Annotated in this window: 15 protein-coding genes and 1 riboswitch; of the genes, 5 read left to right on the forward strand and 10 right to left on the reverse strand. The window is 56.0% G+C overall.

All coding sequences use genetic code 11. The annotated features are described in order from the left end of the window. Window positions 1–294 precede the first annotated feature (294 nt). Window positions 295–4,323, forward strand: a complete 4,029-nt coding sequence (gene rpoB, locus V1587_RS03800; protein ID WP_023334099.1) for a DNA-directed RNA polymerase subunit beta — start codon at window positions 295–297, stop codon at window positions 4,321–4,323. 76 nt (window positions 4,324–4,399) lie between these two features. Then, on the forward strand, window positions 4,400–8,623 hold the full coding sequence (rpoC, locus tag V1587_RS03805) for a DNA-directed RNA polymerase subunit beta' (protein WP_023309968.1): 4,224 nt from the start codon (window positions 4,400–4,402) through the stop codon (window positions 8,621–8,623). Window positions 8,624–8,680: 57 nt separating this feature from the next. Here rpoC and V1587_RS03810 read toward each other — a convergent pair whose 3' ends face one another. The 10 genes from V1587_RS03810 to V1587_RS03855 all read right to left on the reverse strand — a co-directional run bounded on the left by V1587_RS03810 (window position 8,681) and on the right by V1587_RS03855 (window position 17,463). Beyond that, window positions 8,681–8,998 carry a PTS lactose/cellobiose transporter subunit IIA gene (locus V1587_RS03810; protein WP_008503455.1) on the reverse strand — a complete coding sequence of 106 codons (318 nt, stop codon included), beginning with the start codon at window positions 8,996–8,998 and terminating at the stop codon, window positions 8,681–8,683. After that, window positions 8,998–9,306: a PTS sugar transporter subunit IIB gene (locus tag V1587_RS03815; RefSeq protein WP_010425948.1), complete on the reverse strand. Its 309-nt coding sequence runs from the start codon at window positions 9,304–9,306 to the stop codon at window positions 8,998–9,000. The genes V1587_RS03810 and V1587_RS03815 overlap by 1 nt, the downstream gene beginning before the upstream one ends. A 180-nt stretch (window positions 9,307–9,486) precedes the next feature. Continuing rightward, complete coding sequence (locus tag V1587_RS03820; RefSeq protein ID WP_371899855.1) at window positions 9,487–11,028, reverse strand: diguanylate cyclase domain-containing protein; 1,542 nt, start codon at window positions 11,026–11,028, stop codon at window positions 9,487–9,489. Between the two features lie 336 nt (window positions 11,029–11,364). Then, complete coding sequence (gene thiH / locus V1587_RS03825) at window positions 11,365–12,492, reverse strand: 2-iminoacetate synthase ThiH (protein ID WP_371899856.1); 1,128 nt, start codon at window positions 12,490–12,492, stop codon at window positions 11,365–11,367. Further along, window positions 12,489–13,259, reverse strand: coding sequence for a thiazole synthase (gene thiG, locus V1587_RS03830; protein WP_048226928.1), 771 nt, complete (start codon window positions 13,257–13,259; stop codon window positions 12,489–12,491). Before thiG ends, thiH begins: the two co-directional genes overlap by 4 nt. A gap of 1 nt (window position 13,260) precedes the next feature. Then, window positions 13,261–13,461, reverse strand: a complete 201-nt coding sequence (gene thiS, locus V1587_RS03835) for a sulfur carrier protein ThiS (protein WP_032644502.1) — start codon at window positions 13,459–13,461, stop codon at window positions 13,261–13,263. Then, a complete protein-coding gene (locus V1587_RS03840) occupies window positions 13,445–14,200 on the reverse strand; it encodes a ThiF family adenylyltransferase (RefSeq protein ID WP_371899857.1) in 756 nt (251 codons plus the stop codon). The genes thiS and V1587_RS03840 overlap by 17 nt, the downstream gene beginning before the upstream one ends. Next, window positions 14,187–14,828, reverse strand: a complete 642-nt coding sequence (thiE, locus tag V1587_RS03845) for a thiamine phosphate synthase (RefSeq protein ID WP_371899858.1) — start codon at window positions 14,826–14,828, stop codon at window positions 14,187–14,189. Before thiE ends, V1587_RS03840 begins: the two co-directional genes overlap by 14 nt. Then, window positions 14,828–16,723: a phosphomethylpyrimidine synthase ThiC gene (gene thiC / locus V1587_RS03850; protein ID WP_395314506.1), complete on the reverse strand. Its 1,896-nt coding sequence runs from the start codon at window positions 16,721–16,723 to the stop codon at window positions 14,828–14,830. Before thiC ends, thiE begins: the two co-directional genes overlap by 1 nt. Window positions 16,724–16,802: 79 nt before the next feature. After that, window positions 16,803–16,911: riboswitch (TPP riboswitch) on the reverse strand. Window positions 16,912–16,965: 54 nt separating this feature from the next. Then, on the reverse strand, window positions 16,966–17,463 hold the full coding sequence (locus V1587_RS03855) for an Rsd/AlgQ family anti-sigma factor (RefSeq protein WP_023334107.1): 498 nt from the start codon (window positions 17,461–17,463) through the stop codon (window positions 16,966–16,968). 95 nt (window positions 17,464–17,558) lie between these two features. Between V1587_RS03855 and nudC the strand changes: the two genes are divergently transcribed. From nudC to nfi, 3 genes are read left to right on the forward strand one after another with little or no spacing between them, the layout of a single operon-like run. After that, window positions 17,559–18,332 carry an NAD(+) diphosphatase gene (gene nudC, locus V1587_RS03860; RefSeq protein WP_371899860.1) on the forward strand — a complete coding sequence of 258 codons (774 nt, stop codon included), beginning with the start codon at window positions 17,559–17,561 and terminating at the stop codon, window positions 18,330–18,332. Window positions 18,333–18,370: 38 nt separating this feature from the next. Beyond that, complete coding sequence (gene hemE, locus V1587_RS03865) at window positions 18,371–19,435, forward strand: uroporphyrinogen decarboxylase (protein WP_371899861.1); 1,065 nt, start codon at window positions 18,371–18,373, stop codon at window positions 19,433–19,435. A gap of 9 nt (window positions 19,436–19,444) precedes the next feature. Next, window positions 19,445–20,116, forward strand: coding sequence for a deoxyribonuclease V (gene nfi, locus V1587_RS03870; RefSeq protein ID WP_023309979.1), 672 nt, complete (start codon window positions 19,445–19,447; stop codon window positions 20,114–20,116). Window positions 20,117–20,150 lie beyond the last annotated feature (34 nt).

The raw sequence follows: 20,150 nt of genomic DNA on the forward strand, positions 1-20,150 counted from the left end.
GTAATTAGGCTGATGGCTGGTGACTTTTTAGTCACCAGCCTTTTTGCGCTGTAAGGCATCAGTAGCATTTCACACTGTTTGACTGCTGATTGTCCTGACAATGCATGTTTCTATCGACGACTTAATATATTGCGACAGGGTGCTCGCTCTGTGTAAATCGCGACGAAATGATTTAAGCGTGATAGCAACAGGTATTGCGGAAAGTATTCAATTTTCCGGTCCACAAAATGGTGTTGCACAAACTGTCCCTTCGTCGGACAGATGGGTCGACTTGTCAGCGAGCTGAGGAACCCTATGGTTTACTCCTATACCGAGAAAAAACGTATTCGTAAGGATTTTGGTAAACGTCCACAAGTTCTGGACATTCCATATCTCCTTTCTATCCAGCTTGACTCGTTCCAGAAGTTTATCGAGCAAGATCCTGAAGGGCAGTACGGTCTGGAAGCAGCCTTCCGTTCCGTGTTCCCGATTCAGAGCTACAGCGGTAACTCCGAGCTGCAGTACGTCAGCTACCGCCTTGGCGAACCGGTGTTTGACGTTCAGGAATGTCAGATCCGTGGCGTGACCTATTCCGCACCGCTGCGCGTAAAACTGCGTCTGGTGATTTACGAGCGCGAAGCGCCGGAAGGCACCGTTAAAGACATTAAAGAACAAGAAGTCTACATGGGTGAAATTCCACTCATGACAGACAACGGTACTTTCGTTATCAACGGTACTGAGCGTGTTATCGTTTCCCAGCTGCATCGTAGCCCGGGCGTCTTCTTCGACAGCGATAAAGGTAAAACACACTCTTCCGGTAAAGTACTGTATAACGCACGCATCATTCCTTACCGTGGTTCATGGCTGGACTTTGAGTTCGATCCGAAAGACAACCTGTTTGTCCGTATCGACCGTCGTCGTAAGCTGCCTGCAACCATCATTCTGCGTGCGCTGCAATACACCACTGAACAGATCCTGGACCTGTTCTTTGAGAAAGTGATCTTTGAAATCCGCGACAACAAGCTGCAGATGGAGCTGGTGCCGGAACGTCTGCGTGGTGAGACCGCGTCGTTCGACATCGAAGCCGACGGCAAAGTGTATGTGGAAAAAGGTCGCCGTATCACCGCGCGCCACATCCGCCAGCTGGAAAAAGATGATATCAAACTCATCGAAGTTCCGGTTGAGTACATTGCTGGAAAAGTAGCCGCGAAAGATTACGTTGATGAATCAACTGGCGAGCTGATCTGCCCAGCGAACATGGAGCTGAGCCTGGATCTGCTGGCTAAGCTGAGCCAGTCTGGCCACAAACGTATCGAAACGCTGTTCACCAACGATCTGGACCACGGTGCGTATATCTCTGAGACTATTCGCGTCGACCCAACCACCGATCGTCTGAGCGCGCTGGTAGAAATTTACCGCATGATGCGTCCTGGTGAGCCACCAACTCGCGAAGCGGCGGAAAGCCTGTTCGAGAACCTGTTCTTCTCCGAAGACCGCTACGATCTGTCCGCGGTTGGTCGTATGAAGTTCAACCGTTCTCTGCTGCGCGACGAAATCGAAGGTTCCGGTATCCTGAGCAAAGACGACATCATCGAAGTGATGAAGAAGCTCATCGATATCCGTAACGGTAAAGGCGAAGTGGACGATATCGACCACCTCGGCAACCGTCGTATCCGTTCCGTAGGCGAAATGGCGGAAAACCAATTCCGCGTTGGCCTGGTACGTGTAGAGCGTGCGGTGAAAGAGCGTCTGTCTCTGGGCGATCTGGATACCCTGATGCCTCAGGATATGATCAACGCCAAGCCGATTTCTGCAGCAGTGAAAGAGTTCTTCGGTTCAAGCCAGCTGTCTCAGTTCATGGACCAGAACAACCCGCTGTCTGAGATCACGCACAAACGTCGTATCTCTGCACTCGGCCCAGGCGGTCTGACCCGTGAACGTGCAGGCTTTGAAGTTCGAGACGTACACCCGACGCACTACGGTCGCGTATGTCCAATCGAAACGCCTGAAGGTCCAAACATCGGTCTGATCAACTCCCTGTCCGTGTACGCACAGACGAACGAATACGGTTTCCTCGAGACCCCGTACCGTAAAGTGACCGACGGTGTTGTAACCGACGAAATTCACTACCTGTCTGCTATCGAAGAAGGCAACTACGTTATCGCTCAGGCGAACTCCAACCTGGATGACGAAGGCCACTTTGTAGAAGATCTGGTTACCTGCCGTAGCAAAGGCGAATCAAGCCTGTTCAGCCGCGACCAGGTTGACTACATGGACGTATCCACCCAGCAGGTGGTATCCGTCGGTGCGTCCCTGATCCCGTTCCTGGAACACGATGACGCCAACCGTGCATTGATGGGTGCGAACATGCAACGTCAGGCCGTTCCAACTCTGCGCGCTGATAAGCCGCTGGTTGGTACCGGTATGGAACGTGCTGTTGCCGTTGACTCCGGTGTTACTGCGGTTGCTAAACGTGGCGGTACTGTTCAGTACGTCGACGCATCCCGTATCGTTATCAAAGTTAACGAAGACGAGATGTATCCGGGCGAAGCAGGTATCGACATTTATAACCTGACCAAATACACCCGTTCTAACCAGAACACCTGTATCAACCAGATGCCTTGCGTATCTCTGGGTGAGCCAGTTGAGCGCGGCGACGTGCTGGCAGACGGTCCGTCCACCGACCTCGGTGAACTGGCGCTCGGTCAGAACATGCGCGTAGCGTTCATGCCGTGGAACGGTTACAACTTCGAAGACTCCATCCTCGTCTCCGAGCGTGTGGTTCAGGAAGATCGTTTCACCACCATCCACATTCAGGAACTGGCGTGTGTGTCCCGTGACACCAAGCTGGGGCCAGAAGAGATCACCGCTGACATCCCTAACGTGGGTGAAGCTGCGCTCTCCAAACTGGATGAATCCGGTATCGTTTACATCGGTGCGGAAGTGACCGGCGGCGACATTCTGGTTGGTAAGGTTACACCTAAAGGTGAAACTCAGCTGACGCCAGAAGAGAAACTGCTGCGTGCAATCTTCGGTGAGAAAGCGTCTGACGTTAAAGACTCTTCTCTGCGCGTACCAAACGGTGTTTCCGGTACTGTTATTGACGTTCAGGTCTTCACCCGTGACGGCGTTGAGAAAGATAAGCGTGCGCTGGAAATCGAAGAGATGCAGCTCAAACAGGCTAAGAAAGACCTGTCTGAAGAACTGCAGATCCTCGAAGCGGGTCTGTTCAGCCGTATCTATGCGGTGCTGGTTGCCGGTGGCGTTGAAGCTGAGAAGCTCGACAAACTGCCACGCGATCGCTGGCTGGAACTGGGCCTGACCGACGAAGAGAAACAAAATCAGCTGGAACAGCTGGCTGAGCAGTATGACGAACTGAAACACGAGTTCGAGAAAAAACTCGAAGCGAAACGCCGTAAAATCACTCAGGGCGACGATCTGGCACCAGGCGTGCTGAAGATTGTTAAGGTGTATCTGGCTGTTAAACGTCAGATCCAGCCTGGTGATAAGATGGCAGGTCGTCACGGTAACAAGGGTGTTATCTCTAAGATCAACCCGATCGAAGATATGCCGCACGATGCTAACGGTACGCCGGTTGATATCGTACTGAACCCACTGGGCGTACCGTCTCGTATGAACATCGGTCAGATTCTGGAAACCCACCTGGGTATGGCTGCGAAAGGTATCGGCGACAAGATTAACGCCATGCTGAAGCAGCAGGAAGAAGTCGCGAAACTGCGCGAATTCATCCAGCGTGCCTACGATCTGGGTACCGACGTGCGTCAGAAAGTCGACCTGAATACCTTCAGCGATGAAGAAGTGCTGCGCCTGGCTGAGAACCTGAAAAAAGGTATGCCAATCGCAACGCCAGTCTTCGACGGTGCGAAAGAAGCTGAAATTAAAGAGCTGCTGCAACTGGGTGGTCTGCCAACGTCTGGTCAGATTACGCTGTTTGACGGCCGTACTGGTGAACAGTTCGAGCGTCCGGTAACCGTAGGTTACATGTACATGCTGAAACTGAACCACCTGGTCGACGACAAGATGCACGCTCGTTCTACCGGTTCTTACAGCCTGGTTACTCAGCAGCCGCTGGGTGGTAAGGCACAGTTCGGTGGTCAGCGCTTCGGGGAGATGGAAGTGTGGGCGCTGGAAGCATACGGCGCGGCATACACCCTGCAGGAAATGCTCACTGTTAAGTCTGATGACGTGAACGGTCGTACCAAGATGTATAAAAACATCGTGGACGGCAACCATCAGATGGAACCAGGCATGCCAGAATCCTTCAACGTACTGTTGAAAGAGATTCGTTCGCTGGGTATCAACATCGAACTGGAAGACGAGTAATTCTCGCTCAAACAGGTCACTGGTGCCGGGTTAACCCCCGGCACCGGATTGTGCTAACTCCGACGGGAGCAAATCCGTGAAAGATTTATTAAAGTTTCTGAAAGCGCAGACTAAAACCGAAGAGTTTGATGCGATCAAAATTGCTCTGGCTTCGCCAGACATGATCCGTTCATGGTCTTTCGGTGAAGTTAAAAAGCCGGAAACCATCAACTACCGTACGTTCAAACCTGAGCGTGACGGCCTTTTCTGTGCGCGTATTTTCGGGCCAGTAAAAGATTACGAGTGCCTGTGCGGTAAGTACAAGCGCCTGAAACACCGTGGTGTGATCTGTGAGAAGTGCGGCGTTGAAGTGACCCAGACCAAAGTGCGTCGTGAGCGCATGGGGCACATCGAGCTGGCGTCTCCGACCGCTCACATCTGGTTCCTGAAATCTCTGCCGTCCCGTATCGGTCTGCTGCTGGATATGCCGCTGCGCGATATCGAACGCGTTCTGTACTTCGAATCTTATGTGGTTATCGAAGGCGGGATGACGAACCTGGAACGTCATCAGATCCTGACTGAAGAGCAGTATCTGGACGCGCTGGAAGAGTTCGGTGACGAATTCGACGCGAAGATGGGTGCGGAAGCTATTCAGGCCCTGCTGAAGAGCATGGATCTGGAGCAAGAGTGCGAGCAGCTGCGTGAAGAGCTGAACGAAACCAACTCCGAAACCAAACGTAAAAAGCTGACCAAGCGTATCAAACTGCTGGAAGCGTTCGTTCAGTCTGGTAACAAACCAGAGTGGATGATCCTGACCGTTCTGCCGGTTCTGCCGCCAGATCTGCGTCCACTGGTTCCGCTGGATGGTGGTCGTTTCGCAACGTCCGATCTTAACGATCTGTATCGTCGCGTTATCAACCGTAACAACCGTCTGAAACGTCTGCTGGATCTGGCTGCGCCGGACATCATCGTACGCAACGAAAAACGTATGCTGCAGGAAGCGGTAGATGCCCTGCTGGATAACGGTCGTCGCGGTCGTGCGATCACCGGTTCTAACAAACGTCCTCTGAAATCTTTGGCCGACATGATCAAAGGTAAACAGGGTCGTTTCCGTCAGAACCTGCTCGGTAAGCGTGTTGACTACTCCGGTCGTTCTGTAATCACCGTAGGTCCATACCTGCGTCTGCATCAGTGCGGTCTGCCGAAGAAAATGGCACTGGAGCTGTTCAAACCGTTCATCTACGGCAAGCTGGAACTGCGTGGCCTGGCCACCACCATCAAAGCCGCTAAGAAAATGGTTGAGCGTGAAGAAGCTGTCGTTTGGGATATCCTGGACGAAGTTATCCGCGAACACCCGGTACTGCTGAACCGTGCACCAACCCTGCACCGTTTGGGTATCCAGGCATTTGAGCCAGTCCTGATCGAAGGTAAAGCTATCCAGCTGCACCCGCTGGTATGTGCGGCATATAACGCCGACTTCGATGGTGACCAGATGGCTGTTCACGTACCGCTGACGCTGGAAGCCCAGCTCGAAGCGCGTGCGCTGATGATGTCTACCAACAACATCCTGTCCCCTGCGAACGGTGAACCAATTATCGTTCCTTCTCAGGACGTTGTATTGGGTCTGTACTACATGACCCGTGACTGTGTTAACGCCAAAGGCGAAGGCATGGTGCTGACTGGCCCGAAAGAAGCTGAGCGTATTTATCGCGCTGGCCTGGCCTCTCTGCATGCGCGCGTTAAAGTGCGTATCACTGAATACGAAAAAGATGAAAACGGCGAATTCGTTGCGAAAACCAGCCTGAAAGACACGACCGTTGGCCGTGCCATTCTGTGGATGATCGTACCGAAAGGTCTGCCTTTCTCCATCGTCAACCAGGCGCTGGGCAAGAAAGCGATCTCCAAAATGCTGAACACCTGTTACCGCATTCTGGGTCTGAAGCCGACCGTTATCTTCGCTGACCAGACAATGTATACCGGCTTTGCTTATGCAGCGCGTTCAGGTGCATCTGTTGGTATTGATGACATGGTCATCCCAGAGAAGAAACACGAGATCATCTCTGAAGCGGAAGCCGAAGTTGCTGAGATCCAGGAGCAGTTCCAGTCTGGTCTGGTTACCGCGGGCGAACGCTATAACAAAGTTATCGATATCTGGGCAGCGGCGAACGATCGTGTATCCAAAGCGATGATGGATAACCTGCAGACCGAAACCGTGATTAACCGTGACGGCGTAGAAGAGCAGCAAGTTTCCTTCAACAGCATCTACATGATGGCCGACTCCGGTGCGCGTGGTTCCGCAGCACAGATTCGTCAGCTGGCAGGTATGCGTGGTCTGATGGCGAAGCCAGATGGCTCCATCATCGAAACGCCAATCACCGCGAACTTCCGTGAGGGTCTGAACGTACTCCAGTACTTCATCTCCACGCACGGTGCTCGTAAAGGTCTGGCGGATACCGCACTGAAAACAGCGAACTCCGGTTATCTGACGCGTCGTCTGGTTGACGTTGCGCAGGATCTGGTTGTGACCGAAGACGATTGTGGCACCCTCGAAGGTATCACCATGACCCCGGTTATCGAGGGTGGTGATGTTAAAGAGCCACTGCGCGATCGCGTTCTGGGTCGTGTTACCGCGGAAGACATTCTGAAGCCGGGTACTGCAGACATTCTGGTTCCACGCAACACGCTGCTGCACGAGCACTGGTGTGACCTGCTGGAAGCGAACTCTGTTGACTCCGTGAAAGTACGTTCCGTTGTATCTTGTGACACCGACTTTGGTGTATGTGCGCACTGCTATGGTCGTGACCTGGCGCGTGGCCACATCATCAACAAAGGTGAAGCAATCGGCGTTATCGCGGCACAGTCCATCGGTGAGCCGGGTACACAGCTGACGATGCGTACGTTCCACATCGGTGGTGCGGCATCTCGTGCGGCTGCTGAATCCAGCATCCAGGTGAAAAATAAAGGTAGCATCAAGCTCAGCAACGCGAAGTCTGTTGTTAACTCCGCAGGCAAGCTGGTTGTGACCTCTCGTAACACCGAGCTGAAGCTGATCGACGAATTCGGTCGTACCAAAGAGAGCTATAAAGTGCCTTACGGTGCGGTTATGGCGAAAGGTGATGGCGAGCAGGTTGCCGGCGGTGAAACCGTTGCAAACTGGGATCCACACACCATGCCGGTCATCACCGAAGTAAGTGGTTTCATCCGCTTCACTGACATGATCGATGGCCAGACCATTACTCGTCAGACGGACGAGCTGACCGGTCTGTCTTCTCTGGTGGTTCTGGATTCTGCTGAACGTACTACCGGTGGTAAAGATCTGCGTCCTGCACTGAAAATCGTTGATGCTCAGGGTAACGACGTTCTGATCCCGGGCACCGACATGCCTGCGCAGTACTTCCTGCCGGGTAAAGCGATCGTACAGCTGGAAGATGGTATCCAGATTGGTGCGGGTGATGCTCTGGCGCGTATTCCACAGGAATCCAGCGGTACCAAGGACATCACCGGTGGTCTGCCACGCGTTGCGGATCTGTTCGAAGCACGTCGTCCGAAAGAGCCTGCAATCCTGGCTGAAATCAGCGGTATCATCTCCTTCGGTAAAGAGACCAAAGGGAAACGCCGTCTGGTTATCACTCCAGTAGATGGCAGCGAACCGTACGAAGAGATGATTCCTAAGTGGCGTCAGCTCAACGTGTTCGAAGGTGAACGTGTAGAACGTGGTGACGTGGTTTCCGATGGTCCAGAAGCTCCGCACGACATTCTGCGCCTTCGTGGCGTACACGCGGTAACGCGTTACATCACCAACGAAGTGCAGGACGTTTACCGTCTGCAGGGCGTTAAGATTAACGATAAGCACATTGAAGTTATCGTTCGTCAGATGCTGCGTAAAGCAACCATCGAAAACGCAGGCAGCTCCGAGTTCCTGGAAGGCGAGCAGGTTGAATACTCACGCGTCAAGATCGCTAACCGCGAACTTGAAGCGAACGGCAAAATCGGTGCGACCTTCTCGCGCGATCTGCTGGGTATCACCAAAGCGTCTCTGGCAACCGAGTCCTTCATCTCTGCAGCATCGTTCCAGGAAACGACTCGTGTCCTGACCGAAGCCGCTGTTGCAGGTAAACGTGATGAACTGCGCGGTCTGAAAGAGAACGTCATCGTGGGTCGTCTGATCCCGGCCGGTACCGGTTATGCGTACCACCAGGATCGTATGCGTCGTCGTGCTGCGGGCGAACTGCCAGCTGCACCGCAGGTGACTGCTGAAGATGCATCCGCGAGCCTGGCAGAACTGCTGAACGCAGGTCTGGGTGGTTCCGACAACGAGTAATCGTTGATGCGCTAATAAAAAACCCGCCTCGGCGGGTTTTTTTACATCTGCATGTTTTCAATTTACCAACGGGATCCGGCGATAAAGCTCAATCATATCGCCCGCCAGGTCCTGAATGACCATCGCGTTCATCAGATGATCCTGCGAGTGGACGGTTATCAGGTTAACCGGAAGCTTCCCGGTCCCCTCATCAAGACCGATAAGCTGCGTCTGTATGGTGTGCGCATGCTTCACATATTCACGCGACTCTTCCATCGCTTTTTCAGCTTCGTCAAACTCACCTTTACGCGCCATCTGCAACGCCGTCAGGGCTGCACTACGCGCCGCGCCTGCGTTAACAAGCAGTTCCATAATCGTGGTTTCTAAGTCTTCCATTATGACTCCAGAAGTTTGAGTGCTTTTTCCAGTACGGCATCACCTTTCATCATGCCGTAATCCATCATGTCGATCACCGCGACCTTTTTACCCAACGGGTCGGCCTGCGCCTGGAGTTTAGCCTGCTCGTATTTAACCTGTGGCCCCAGCAATACGATGTCGGCCGTCGCGATGTTGTCTTTAAACTCCGCAACCGGAACGGCTTTAATGGTAACTTCAACCCCTTTTTTCTGCGCGGCGTCTTTCATACGTTGAACCAGCATGCTGGTTGACATTCCCGCTGCACAGCATAAAACGATGTTCTTCATAATCAGCCTCGATCTACATGTGTTTATTGATAATTATCCCGTGCAGACCGCTTCAACAACCGCTTTACCGCGATTGTGTGTCAGGCATCACAAAGAAACCGGCGATTTTCTGAAACCGGTTACAATTTTTCATTGTCGGGTACCCGGCCCGTCGAAACGGGCAGGGTGAAAGAGAGAGGATTAGCTGATGGACGTTCGGTTGATGCGGTTTTTGCCCTGCTGTTTAGCGCTATAGAGGGCGTTATCAACGCTCCCGATAAATTGATCCAGCGGTTCAAAATGCCACTCCCCAAGACCGCCGCTGAACGTAACCCGCAGGTTTTCTTCCCGCCAGACGCGATTTTCAACAGCGGTACGCCACGCTTCCAGTAATGACAGCGCAGACGTCATCTGCTCAGCCTGGAAAATTACCGCGAACTCTTCTCCACCATAACGGTAAAGCGAGACGTGATGTGGCTGCATGATCTGGATCCCTTCGCGGGCCACGTTGCGCAGAACAATATCACCGGTCAGATGGCCAAGCGTGTCGTTAATCGATTTGAAGTTATCAATGTCCACCAGCGCCATCGCGAAAGGCTGCTGTGCATTCAGCAGCTCCGCAATATCGCTGTCGAACGCGCGGCGGTTTTTACAGCCCGTCAGCGCATCGTGGGTGGCCTGGCGCACATAGGCCATCTCACGCTCTTTATTGGACTGAATCGTATGGCTCAGCATCGCTTCCAGGCGCGGCGCCTCGCTGACGTCGCCGGTTTTGATAGCATTGATAATGTGCATCAGCACGCTACGGGAGGCGTGGCGGAGGTATAAACCGAAGAGAATGATGATGATGGCCGCCAGCGCAAACCCCCAGCCAACAATCGTTGTTTCGTGACGGGTGATATCGGTGAGCGTCTCGCCAGAGACCCGGTATATGACAAACCAGTCCGGGTTGGTAAACGAGTAGTAGTAATACCAGGCGTTGCTTTTCTTGTCGTAAAGATGGCCTTCGCCGCTGGTCATTTTATCCATCAGCGCTTCGCTAACGTACTGTTTGAACAGCGCGCCTGTATCCGGATGAAGCACAACGGCGCCGTCGCGTTCGACGACGAAGAATTCCCCCTGAACGGGCGCTACCATCTGACGCAGGGTGTAGCCCATTGACGTCAAATCGAGATGAAACGCGATCGTTCCCTTCAGTCTTCCTTCCGGTGAAATCAATGGCTTATAGAGCGTGACCGTCGGATGGCCGGTGAAGTAGTCCATGTAGGGGCGAGTATAGTGGCTGAAGATACTGGCTTCGGCCTGAGCGACAAACCACGGACGCGTCCGGGGATCGAAGGTTTTACTCTTCTCCGTGGGGAGCACTTCCGGCGCGCGGAGATAATGCCCCTGCGTGTCCGCCAGCGAGATGGAGGAGACGGTTGGCATCAGGTTCTGCAGATGCATCACCATCTGCAGCCCTTGCGTCGGGTTGACGTTGAGCGTCTCGTTTAGCCGGTCGTTACGCGAAAAGTACATCGCGGCACGGCCCAGGATATAGTCGTTTTCACGCAGGATCGACTCGGTGTAGTTCACCGCCAGGTTGTGCGTGAAGTTGCTATTGATCTTATGATAATCCTCAAGAAAATCCTTCCGTTGCGAAAGCGTCACCGCTATTGCGATCACCGCAAAACTGCAGAGGATCCCCGCGAAGCTGAGCATAATGGGCCGGGTAAAAGAGAGCTTTTTGCTGTGAAGTGCCATGAGCTGTACATCGTTCCTGATGGTGAATACTGTTCGTCTGCCGATATCCTCTCAGCATAGTCGCTGTCCTGCGGTTAGCGGTGAATTATACGGCACACGATTTCTGACGGGATGATTTATCTTAAGAACCATTAAGAAAATACTTATTAAGCTGGCAGGGGCCGTTTGTGCAATGAGCCAGAGGCAGGGCGAAACGAGGAAGAAGCTTTTCGCCCTGATCAGCATCCGTTGCTGACCGTGTGACAATAAAAAACCGGACGATAGCTGACAATCCTCCGGTTTTGCCTTTTCGTCGCGCCTCGACATTTTTTTATGATGTTGCAGTGCGTTTCAACGTCATTTCGAGGCTCTTCCCAGCCAGCTGTCCCAGTCTTTCCAGACAGGCTGAAGACCCTGCGCCGTCAGGGCTGCGGCGACCGCTTCCGGACGTCGCCCGTCATGCGGCACAAACTGCTCCAGCTCCGGACGATCGTCGGCGTAGCCGCCAGGCTGCGTTTTGGAAAACGCGCTGACGTTGTTAATCGCAAGCGGGATAACGCGATCGCGAAATGCCGGGGACTCACGGGTCGAGAGCGATAATTCAACTTCCGGGGCGAGCAGGCGAAACGCGCAGATGGTCTGCACCAGCTGGCGTTCATCCATCAGAGAAGCCGGTTCAATTCCTCCCGCGCAGGGACGCAGGCGCGGGAAGGAGATGGAATAACGGCTTTGCCAGTAGCGCTGCTGAAGCCACAGCAGATGTTCCGCCACCATGTAACAATCCACCCGCCAGCTGTCGGAGAGCCCAATCAGCGCACCGAGACCGATTTTGTCGATGCCGGCGCGACCCAGCCTGTCCGGCGTTTCCAGGCGGAAAAAGAAATCCTGTTTCTTGCCTTTCAGGTGGTGCCGGGCATACGTCGCCTCGTGGTAGGTTTCCTGATAGACCATAACGCCGTCCAGCCCGAGCGTTTTGAGCTCCGCGTACTCCTCCTGCGACAGAGGCTGCACTTCCATCTGCAACGACGCAAACTGACGACGAATGGCGGGAAGGTGCTGACGGAAATAGTCCATTCCCACTTTCCCCTGATGCTCGCCCGTGACCAGCAGAAGGTGTTCAAAACCCATTTCACGAATGGCAGCACACTCACGGGCAATCTCACCTTCATCGAGCGTTTTACGCCTGATGCGGTTGCTCATGGAAAAGCCGCAGTAGGTGCAGTCATTGGCGCACAGGTTGGAGAGATAGAGCGGCACGTAGAAACTCACCGTGTTGCCAAAACGCTGGCGGGTGAGCCGCTGCGCTCGCTGGGCCATCGGTTCGAGGTACGCGCTGGCCGCCGGGGAGAGCAGGGCCATCAGATCCTCGCGGGTCAGCTGACGGGCATGCAGGGCGCGCTCCACGTCAGCCGCCGTTTTGCTGTTGATGCGCAGGGCAATGTCGTCCCAGTTAAGCTGCCGCCAGCGCTCGGTAAACGTGCTCATGAGATCGCCTCCAGAAAACCGGTCAGCGGGCTGGTGGCCTGCGCCTGGAAACTGCGCGAGCCGGGGCCGGAGCCCCTTGCCAGCAGGCCAGCCTCCACAGCCAGGCGGAATGCCCGCGCCATCATGACCGGATCGTCGGCAACCGCGATAGCCGTATTCACCAGCACCGCGTCAGCCCCCATTTCCAGCGCCTGCGCGGCATGGCTGGGCACGCCAATGCCCGCATCAACCACCACCGGCACGGTGGCCTGCTCAATAATGATTTCCAGCATCGCGCGGGTTTCAAGCCCCTGGTTGGAGCCAATGGGGGCCCCCAGCGGCATGACGGCGGCGCAGCCGACCTCTTCGAGACGTTTGCACAGCACCGGGTCGGCCCCACAGTAAGGCAGGACGGTAAACCCTTGCTGAACCAGCTTTTCAGCCGCTTTCAGCGTTTCAATCGGGTCGGGCAGCAGCCAGCGGGCATCCGGATGAATTTCCAGCTTCAGCCAGCGGGTGCCGAGCGCTTCACGCGCCAGCTGTGCGGCAAAAATCGCCTCTTCGGCGGTTTTCGCTCCGGAGGTGTTGGGCAACAGCGTCACGCCTGCTTCCAGCAACGGAGCCAGAATGGCATCGCTGTGATGGCGCAGATCCACGCGCTTGAGCGCCAGCGTCACCAGCTGGCTGCCGCTTTCGCGAATGGCATCCACCATCAGCTGCGGCGAGGCGAATTTTCCGGTACCGGTAAACAGATGCGAATCAAAAACCTTATCGGCAATACGTAACATCTCAGCCCCCTGCGATAACCTGAAACAGCAGGATCTGGTCGCCTTCATTGACCTGCTGATGTTCCCACTGCTCGCGCGGCAGGATCTGTTGATTGAGCGCCAGCGCCGTTCCCGGCTTGAGCTGACGCAGCTTGTCGAGCAGTGCGGCAACGGTAAGCCCGTCGTCGCATCTCATCGGCTCATCGTTAAACAGAATGCGCATCGCGGCCTCCACATACCGGGCAGCGGCTGGCGCGGCGTAACGCCAGCTGGCGCCAGCCGCTGGAGCGGGCATCAAATAGCCGTAGCGTATTGCGTTCCGCCTCCATGCCGCTGAGCAGCTTGATGGCCTCCAGCGCCTGCATGGTGCCCATCACGCCGACCACCGGACCAAGAATGCCCGCGGTACGGCAGTTGCGCGTCGGCTCGGCATCGTCCGGCCACAGGCAGCGATAGCAGCCCTGCGTCCACGGTGGCGTCAGAACCATCATTTGCCCGCCGAACCCCACCGCGCTGGCGGTGATAAGCGGCGTATGATTTGCCACGCAGGCGGCGTTGATCGCCTGGCGTGTCGCCATGTTGTCGGTACAGTCCAGCACCACGTCGGCAAGGGCAACCTCACGGCGCAGGCTTTCACCGCCAAGACGCTCCTGTAAGGCAATCAGCTCGATATCCGGGTTAAGCTGGTTAAGCCGCTGCCGGGTGATATGCGCTTTCGGCTGGTTGATATCGTCGGTAGTAAAGAGGATTTGCCGCTGCAGGTTGCTGAGGTGAACCTCATCGTCGTCGGCCAGCACCAGCGTGCCGACGCCCGCGCCTGCCAGATAGAGCGCGGCGGGTGCGCCTAATCCCCCGAGTCCAACAATCAGCACCCGGCTGGCGAGCAATTTTTGCTGGCCGTCAATGGCGATATCCTCCAGCAGGATCTGACGGCTGTAGCGCATAAAGTCACGATCGTTCATCGCCTGCTCCTGCCAGCTGTAACAGCTGTTCGGTGGCGGACCGCCAGTCTGCGGCCTGGGTGATGGCGCTGACGACGGCGATGCTGCCGACGCCGGTCTCCAGCACCGCCTGGGCACGTTCAAGGCTGATTCCGCCGATGGCGACGGTGGGGTAATCGGCAAGGCGTTTAACGTGACTCGCCAGCTGCGTCAGGCCCTGCGGTGCGGAGGGCATCTGCTTGGTTTGCGTCGGGAAGACGTGACCGAGCGCGATGTAAGAGGGACGAGCCGCCAGGGCCACGTCGATCTCCATGTCATCGTGCGTTGACACGCCAAGACGCAGCCCGGCTTCACGGATTGCGCTCAGATCCGTGGTTTCCAGGTCCTCCTGGCCAAGATGCACGCCGTACGCCCGGTGCTTAACGGCCAGCCGCCAGTAGTCGTTGATAAACAGGCGGGCGTTATACCGGCGCCCCAGCGCGATGGCAGCAACCACATCGGCTTCCACCTCGTCATCGTGCTTATCCTTGATGCGCAGCTGGATCGTGCGAACTCCTGCCTCCAGCAGGCGTTCGATCCACGCCACGCTGTCCACCACCGGATAGAGCCCTAAACGGTAGGGGACGGGAGGGAAATCGGGCTGGTACATTACGCCTCCTCTTTTTTGAGGTAGATTTCGCCGCCTCTGGCGCGGAAGGTTTCAGACATGTCCGCCATACCGACTTCAATGGTTTGCGCGGCGGCGTAGTCGCGCACCTCCTGGCTGATTTTCATTGAGCAGAATTTTGGCCCGCACATGGAGCAGAAGTGGGCGACTTTGCCCGATTCCTGCGGCAGGGTCTCGTCGTGATAGGCGCGGGCGGTGAACGGATCCAGCGCCAGGTTGAACTGGTCTTCCCAGCGGAATTCAAAGCGCGCCTTCGACATGGCGTTATCGCGGATTTGCGCCCCCGGGTGGCCCTTGGCCAGATCCGCCGCGTGGGCGGCAATTTTGTAGGTGATCAGCCCTTGCTTCACGTCCTCTTTGTTTGGCAGGCCGAGGTGCTCTTTCGGCGTCACGTAGCAGAGCATGGCGCAGCCGAACCAGCCGATCATCGCCGCGCCAATGCCTGACGTGAAGTGGTCATAGCCCGGTGCAATATCGGTGGTCAATGGCCCCAGGGTATAGAACGGCGCTTCGTGGCAGTGCTCCAGCTCCTCGGTCATATTGCGGCGGATCATCTGCATCGGCACGTGTCCCGGCCCTTCAATCATCACCTGCACGTCATACTCCCAGGCGATTTTGGTCAGTTCGCCCAGCGTGTGCAGTTCGGCAAACTGCGCTTCGTCATTCGCGTCATGAATAGAGCCCGGACGCAGACCGTCGCCCAGCGACAGGGAGACGTCATAGGCGGCGCAGATTTCGCAAATCTCGCGGAAGTGTTCGTAGAGGAAGTTTTCCTGGTGATGGGAGAGGCACCACTTCGCCATGATGGAGCCGCCGCGCGAGACGATGCCGGTCAGACGCTTCGCGGTCATCGGCACGTAGCGCAGCAGCACGCCCGCGTGAATGGTGAAGTAGTCCACGCCCTGCTCGGCCTGCTCCAGCAACGTGTCGCGGAACGCTTCCCAGGTGAGGTCTTCGGCAATGCCGTTGACCTTCTCCAGCGCCTGATAAATCGGGACGGTGCCAATCGGTACCGGGCTGTTACGCAGGATCCATTCGCGGGTTTCGTGAATATAGCGGCCAGTGGAGAGGTCCATTACCGTGTCCGCGCCCCAGCGCGTGGACCAGACCAGCTTTTCCACCTCTTCTTCGATGGAGGAGGTCACGGCCGAGTTACCGATGTTCGCGTTGACCTTCACCAGGAAGTTGCGGCCGATAATCATCGGCTCGGATTCCGGGTGGTTAATGTTGGCGGGGATAATCGCGCGGCCGGCGGCCACTTCGTCGCGCACAAACTCCGGCGTGATGTTCTCCGGCAGGCGAGCGCCAAAGCCTTCACCCGGATGCTGATAGCGCAGCACTTCGCTACGAATGCGCTCGCGGCCCATATTTTCGCGGATGGCGATGAACTCCATTTCCGGCGTGACGATACCCTGACGGGCGTAATGCAGCTGGGTCACGCATTTGCCCGCTTTAGCGCGTTTTGGCGTCAGCAGGCCGGTAAAGCGCAGCTCGTCCAGGCCGTCGTCGGCCAGTCGCTCTTTGGTGTACGCAGAGCTGCGCACGCTCAGCTCTTCGCAGTCGTTACGCGCGTCAATCCACGGCTGGCGCAGTTTTGCCAGACCCTGCTGGACGTTGATAGTAACAGACGGGTCGCCATACGGGCCGGAGGTGTCATACACCGGTACGGCTTCGTTGTCTTCATACTGCGGATTCTCTTTGCTGCCTCCAATAAGCGTCGGGCTGAGCTGGATTTCGCGCATCGGGACGCGGATATCGGCCTGCGAGCCGGAAATGTAGATGCGTTTCGAGTTTGGGAAAGCGGTGCCTTCCAGGGTGTCGATGAAGTGTTGGGCCTGTGCGCGCTGTTCGCGGCGGGTCAGTTTTGCAGTAGACATAGCTCATTCCAAAAGTGAAGGACATGGCTTGTCAGACGACGGATGAAGCAAGAGAGGATCGCCCGGGGGGCGATACAACAGCAGTGTGACTCTTGTTCCCTTCGCAGGTATTAACCTGATCAGGTTCCGCGGATCCCGAATTAACGGTCTCAGCCCGGCTTTCGCTCTGGGCACTCCGACAAGAAAAATCCCCCTCGTGAGAGGGGCGAATGGTTGTAAATTACTCGTTAACGATTAAGAACTCAAGCGGGGCGCGCGACGTTCTCTTCGTTACTGATGTTCAAATCATTGTCCAGCACGAGGGCAATCAGCTTATCTTCCAGCGTGAATCGCTCTTCCAGCGCTTCACCGAGGTCGGATAGCGCACGCTGGAACTCAAGATAGTTATCGTGATCGATGGCGTTCTCGAGTGCGGAATCATAATAATCCATGATCTGCTGGGTGTTGGCTTCCAGCAGCGGATAGAGCTTGCTGGCCGCTAAATACGGTGTTGTCCCTTCCATTTCGCGGATAATACGTTCATAAATATTGAAATGGCCGTCGGACAGATAGTCGACCAGGCCCTGACAAAAATCATCCAGCGCTTTTTCGTTCAGCCGCATAAACGATTCTTTGCCGGGCTTAATGCCGACCAGATTGTAATAAGCCACGAGGAGATGCTTGCGCACATGTAGCCAGCGATCTACCAGTTTATTACTTCCTCTAACGCGCTCAGTCAGGCTTTCCAGCTGGTTTAACATGGTCGACTCCGCAAAGTGTAGGATTGAATCTGCTTATCCAGAATGTAACCACAATGCTAACAACATGTCAGTGAAGCGAAGGTAGTGCAATAGATATGGATCGTATTATTGAAAAATCAGATCTGGGTTGGTGGATCGTCAGCCACGAACAAAAATTATGGTTGCCCGGTGGAGAGCTGCCCTACGGTGCGGCGGAAACGTTCGATCTCGTTGGCCAGCCAGCGCTACAGATCGGCGAGTGGCAGGGTGAGCCCGTGTGGTTGATCCAACAGCCTCGCCGCCAGGATATGGGATCTGTGCGCCAGGTGCTGGATCTGGACGTGGGCCTGTTCCAGCTGGCGGGGCGAGGCGTGCAGCTGGCGGAGTTTTATCGCTCGCACAAATACTGCGGCTACTGCGGTCATACCATGCGCCCGAGCAAAACCGAGTGGGCGATGCTCTGCAGCCACTGCCGCGAACGCTATTATCCGCAGATTGCGCCGTGCATTATCGTCGCAATCCGCCGGGAGGATTCCATCCTGCTGGCGCAGCATACCCGTCATCGCAACGGCATTCACACCGTGCTGGCCGGCTTCGTCGAAGTGGGCGAAACGCTGGAGCAGGCGGTGGCGCGCGAGGTGATGGAGGAGAGCGGAATCAAAGTGAAGAACCTGCGCTACGTCACGTCCCAGCCGTGGCCGTTCCCGCAGTCGCTGATGACGGCATTTATGGCCGAATACGACAGCGGTGAGATCGTTATTGACCAGAAAGAGCTGCTGGAAGCGAACTGGTATCGCTACGACGATTTACCGCTGTTGCCTCCGCCAGGCACCGTGGCGCGTCGGCTGATAGAAGATACCGTGGCAATGTGTCGGGCCGAGTATGAGTAGTGTTACACTGAGGCCATGACGCTTAAGGAACTGCAAAAATGACCGAACTGAAGAACGATCGTTATCTGCGTGCGCTGCTGCGCCAGCCCGTTGATGTCACCCCGGTGTGGATGATGCGCCAGGCGGGACGCTATCTGCCAGAGTACAAAGCCACGCGCGCGCAGGCGGGCGATTTTATGTCGCTGTGCAAAAACGCCGAGCTGGCCTGCGAAGTGACGCTCCAGCCGCTGCGCCGCTTCCCGCTGGATGCGGCGATCCTCTTCTCGGATATTCTGACCATTCCGGATGCAATGGGCCTTGGTCTGTACTTCGAAACCGGTGAAGGTCCGCGTTTCACCTCCCCAATCAAAAGCAAAGCCGACGTGGACAAGCTGCCGATCCCCGATCCGGAATGCGAGCTGGGCTACGTGATGAATGCCGTGCGCACCATTCGCCGCGAGCTGAAAGGCGAAGTGCCGCTGATTGGTTTCTCCGGCAGCCCCTGGACGCTGGCGACCTACATGGTGGAAGGGGGTAGCAGCAAAGCCTTCACCCTGATTAAAAAGATGATGTACGCCGAGCCGCTGGCCCTGCATGCGCTGCTCGACAAGCTGGCGAAGAGCGTCACGCTCTACCTCAACGCGCAGATTAAGGCGGGTGCGCAGTCGGTGATGATTTTCGACACCTGGGGCGGCGTGCTGACCGGCCGCGATTATCAGCAGTTCTCCCTGTACTACATGCATAAAATCGTTGACGGCCTGCTGCGTGAAAACGAAGGCCGTCGCGTGCCGGTGACGCTGTTCACCAAAGGTGGCGGCCAGTGGCTGGAAGCGATGGCGGCAACCGGCTGCGACGCGCTGGGTCTCGACTGGACCACCGATATCGCCGATGCGCGCCGTCGCGTGGGCGACAAAGTGGCGCTGCAGGGCAATATGGACCCGTCCATGCTCTATGCGCCGCCAGCCCGCATTGAAGAAGAAGTCTCGACTATACTGTCTGGTTTCGGCCAGGGGGAAGGCCACGTCTTTAACCTTGGCCACGGCATTCATCAGGATGTGCCGCCAGAACACGCAGGCGTATTTGTGGAGGCGGTGCATCGGCTTTCTGCCCAGTATCACAAGTAAGGAGTGGTTATGGATCTCGCGTCGCTACGCGCTCAGCAAATCGAACTAGCCTCATCGGTGATCCGCGAGGATCGTCTGGATAAGGATCCTCCGCAGTACATTGGCGGAGCAGATGTCGGATTTGAGCAGGGTGGTGAGGTGACGCGAGCGGCGATGGTGGTACTGAAATACCCTTCGCTTGAGCTGGTGGAGTACAAGGTAGCGCGTATCGCGACCACCATGCCGTACATTCCGGGCTTTCTCTCCTTTCGCGAATATCCCGCGCTGCTGGCAGCGTGGGAGCAACTCTCGCAAAAACCTGACCTGCTGTTTGTCGATGGACACGGTATTTCACACCCGCGCCGTTTAGGCGTTGCCAGCCACTTTGGGCTGCTGGTGGATGTGCCGACCATTGGCGTTGCCAAGAAACGCCTGTGCGGCGCGTTTGAACCTCTTTCTGCCGAGCCGGGCGCGCTGGCGCCGCTTATCCATAAAGGTGAGCAGCTGGCGTGGGTCTGGCGCAGCAAGGCGCGCTGTAACCCGCTCTTTATCGCCACCGGGCACCGGGTGAGCATGGACAGTGCCCTGGCGTGGGTGCAGCGCTGCATGAAGGGCTACCGCTTGCCGGAGCCGACGCGCTGGGCAGACGCCGTGGCGTCTTCGCGTCCGGCTTTTGTTCGTTGGCAGGAAATTCAGCGATGATTCAGGTAAACTGCGCCTAATTATCGATTCGAGA

Origin of the sequence: Enterobacter sp. ECC-249 (assembly GCF_043965265.1) — a bacterium.
GTDB lineage: Bacteria > Pseudomonadota > Gammaproteobacteria > Enterobacterales > Enterobacteriaceae > Enterobacter > Enterobacter quasiroggenkampii.

Bases quoted from the DNA above. Each gene is read 5' to 3' on its own strand.
- nudC (WP_371899860.1), top strand. From the start codon at position 17,559: ATGGATCGTATTATTGAAAAATCAGATCTGGGTTGGTGGATCGTCAGC.
- V1587_RS03855 (WP_023334107.1), bottom strand. From the start codon at position 17,463: ATGTTAAACCAGCTGGAAAGCCTGACTGAGCGCGTTAGAGGAAGTAAT.
- thiH (WP_371899856.1), bottom strand. From the start codon at position 12,492: ATGAGCACGTTTACCGAGCGCTGGCGGCAGCTTAACTGGGACGACATT.
- V1587_RS03840 (WP_371899857.1), bottom strand. From the start codon at position 14,200: ATGAACGATCGTGACTTTATGCGCTACAGCCGTCAGATCCTGCTGGAG.
- hemE (WP_371899861.1), top strand. From the start codon at position 18,371: ATGACCGAACTGAAGAACGATCGTTATCTGCGTGCGCTGCTGCGCCAG.
- V1587_RS03815 (WP_010425948.1), bottom strand. From the start codon at position 9,306: ATGAAGAACATCGTTTTATGCTGTGCAGCGGGAATGTCAACCAGCATG.
- V1587_RS03810 (WP_008503455.1), bottom strand. From the start codon at position 8,998: ATGGAAGACTTAGAAACCACGATTATGGAACTGCTTGTTAACGCAGGC.
- thiE (WP_371899858.1), bottom strand. From the start codon at position 14,828: ATGTACCAGCCCGATTTCCCTCCCGTCCCCTACCGTTTAGGGCTCTAT.
- thiG (WP_048226928.1), bottom strand. From the start codon at position 13,259: ATGTTACGTATTGCCGATAAGGTTTTTGATTCGCATCTGTTTACCGGT.
- thiS (WP_032644502.1), bottom strand. From the start codon at position 13,461: ATGCGCATTCTGTTTAACGATGAGCCGATGAGATGCGACGACGGGCTT.
- thiC (WP_395314506.1), bottom strand. From the start codon at position 16,723: ATGTCTACTGCAAAACTGACCCGCCGCGAACAGCGCGCACAGGCCCAA.
- nfi (WP_023309979.1), top strand. From the start codon at position 19,445: ATGGATCTCGCGTCGCTACGCGCTCAGCAAATCGAACTAGCCTCATCG.
- rpoB (WP_023334099.1), top strand. From the start codon at position 295: ATGGTTTACTCCTATACCGAGAAAAAACGTATTCGTAAGGATTTTGGT.
- V1587_RS03820 (WP_371899855.1), bottom strand. From the start codon at position 11,028: ATGGCACTTCACAGCAAAAAGCTCTCTTTTACCCGGCCCATTATGCTC.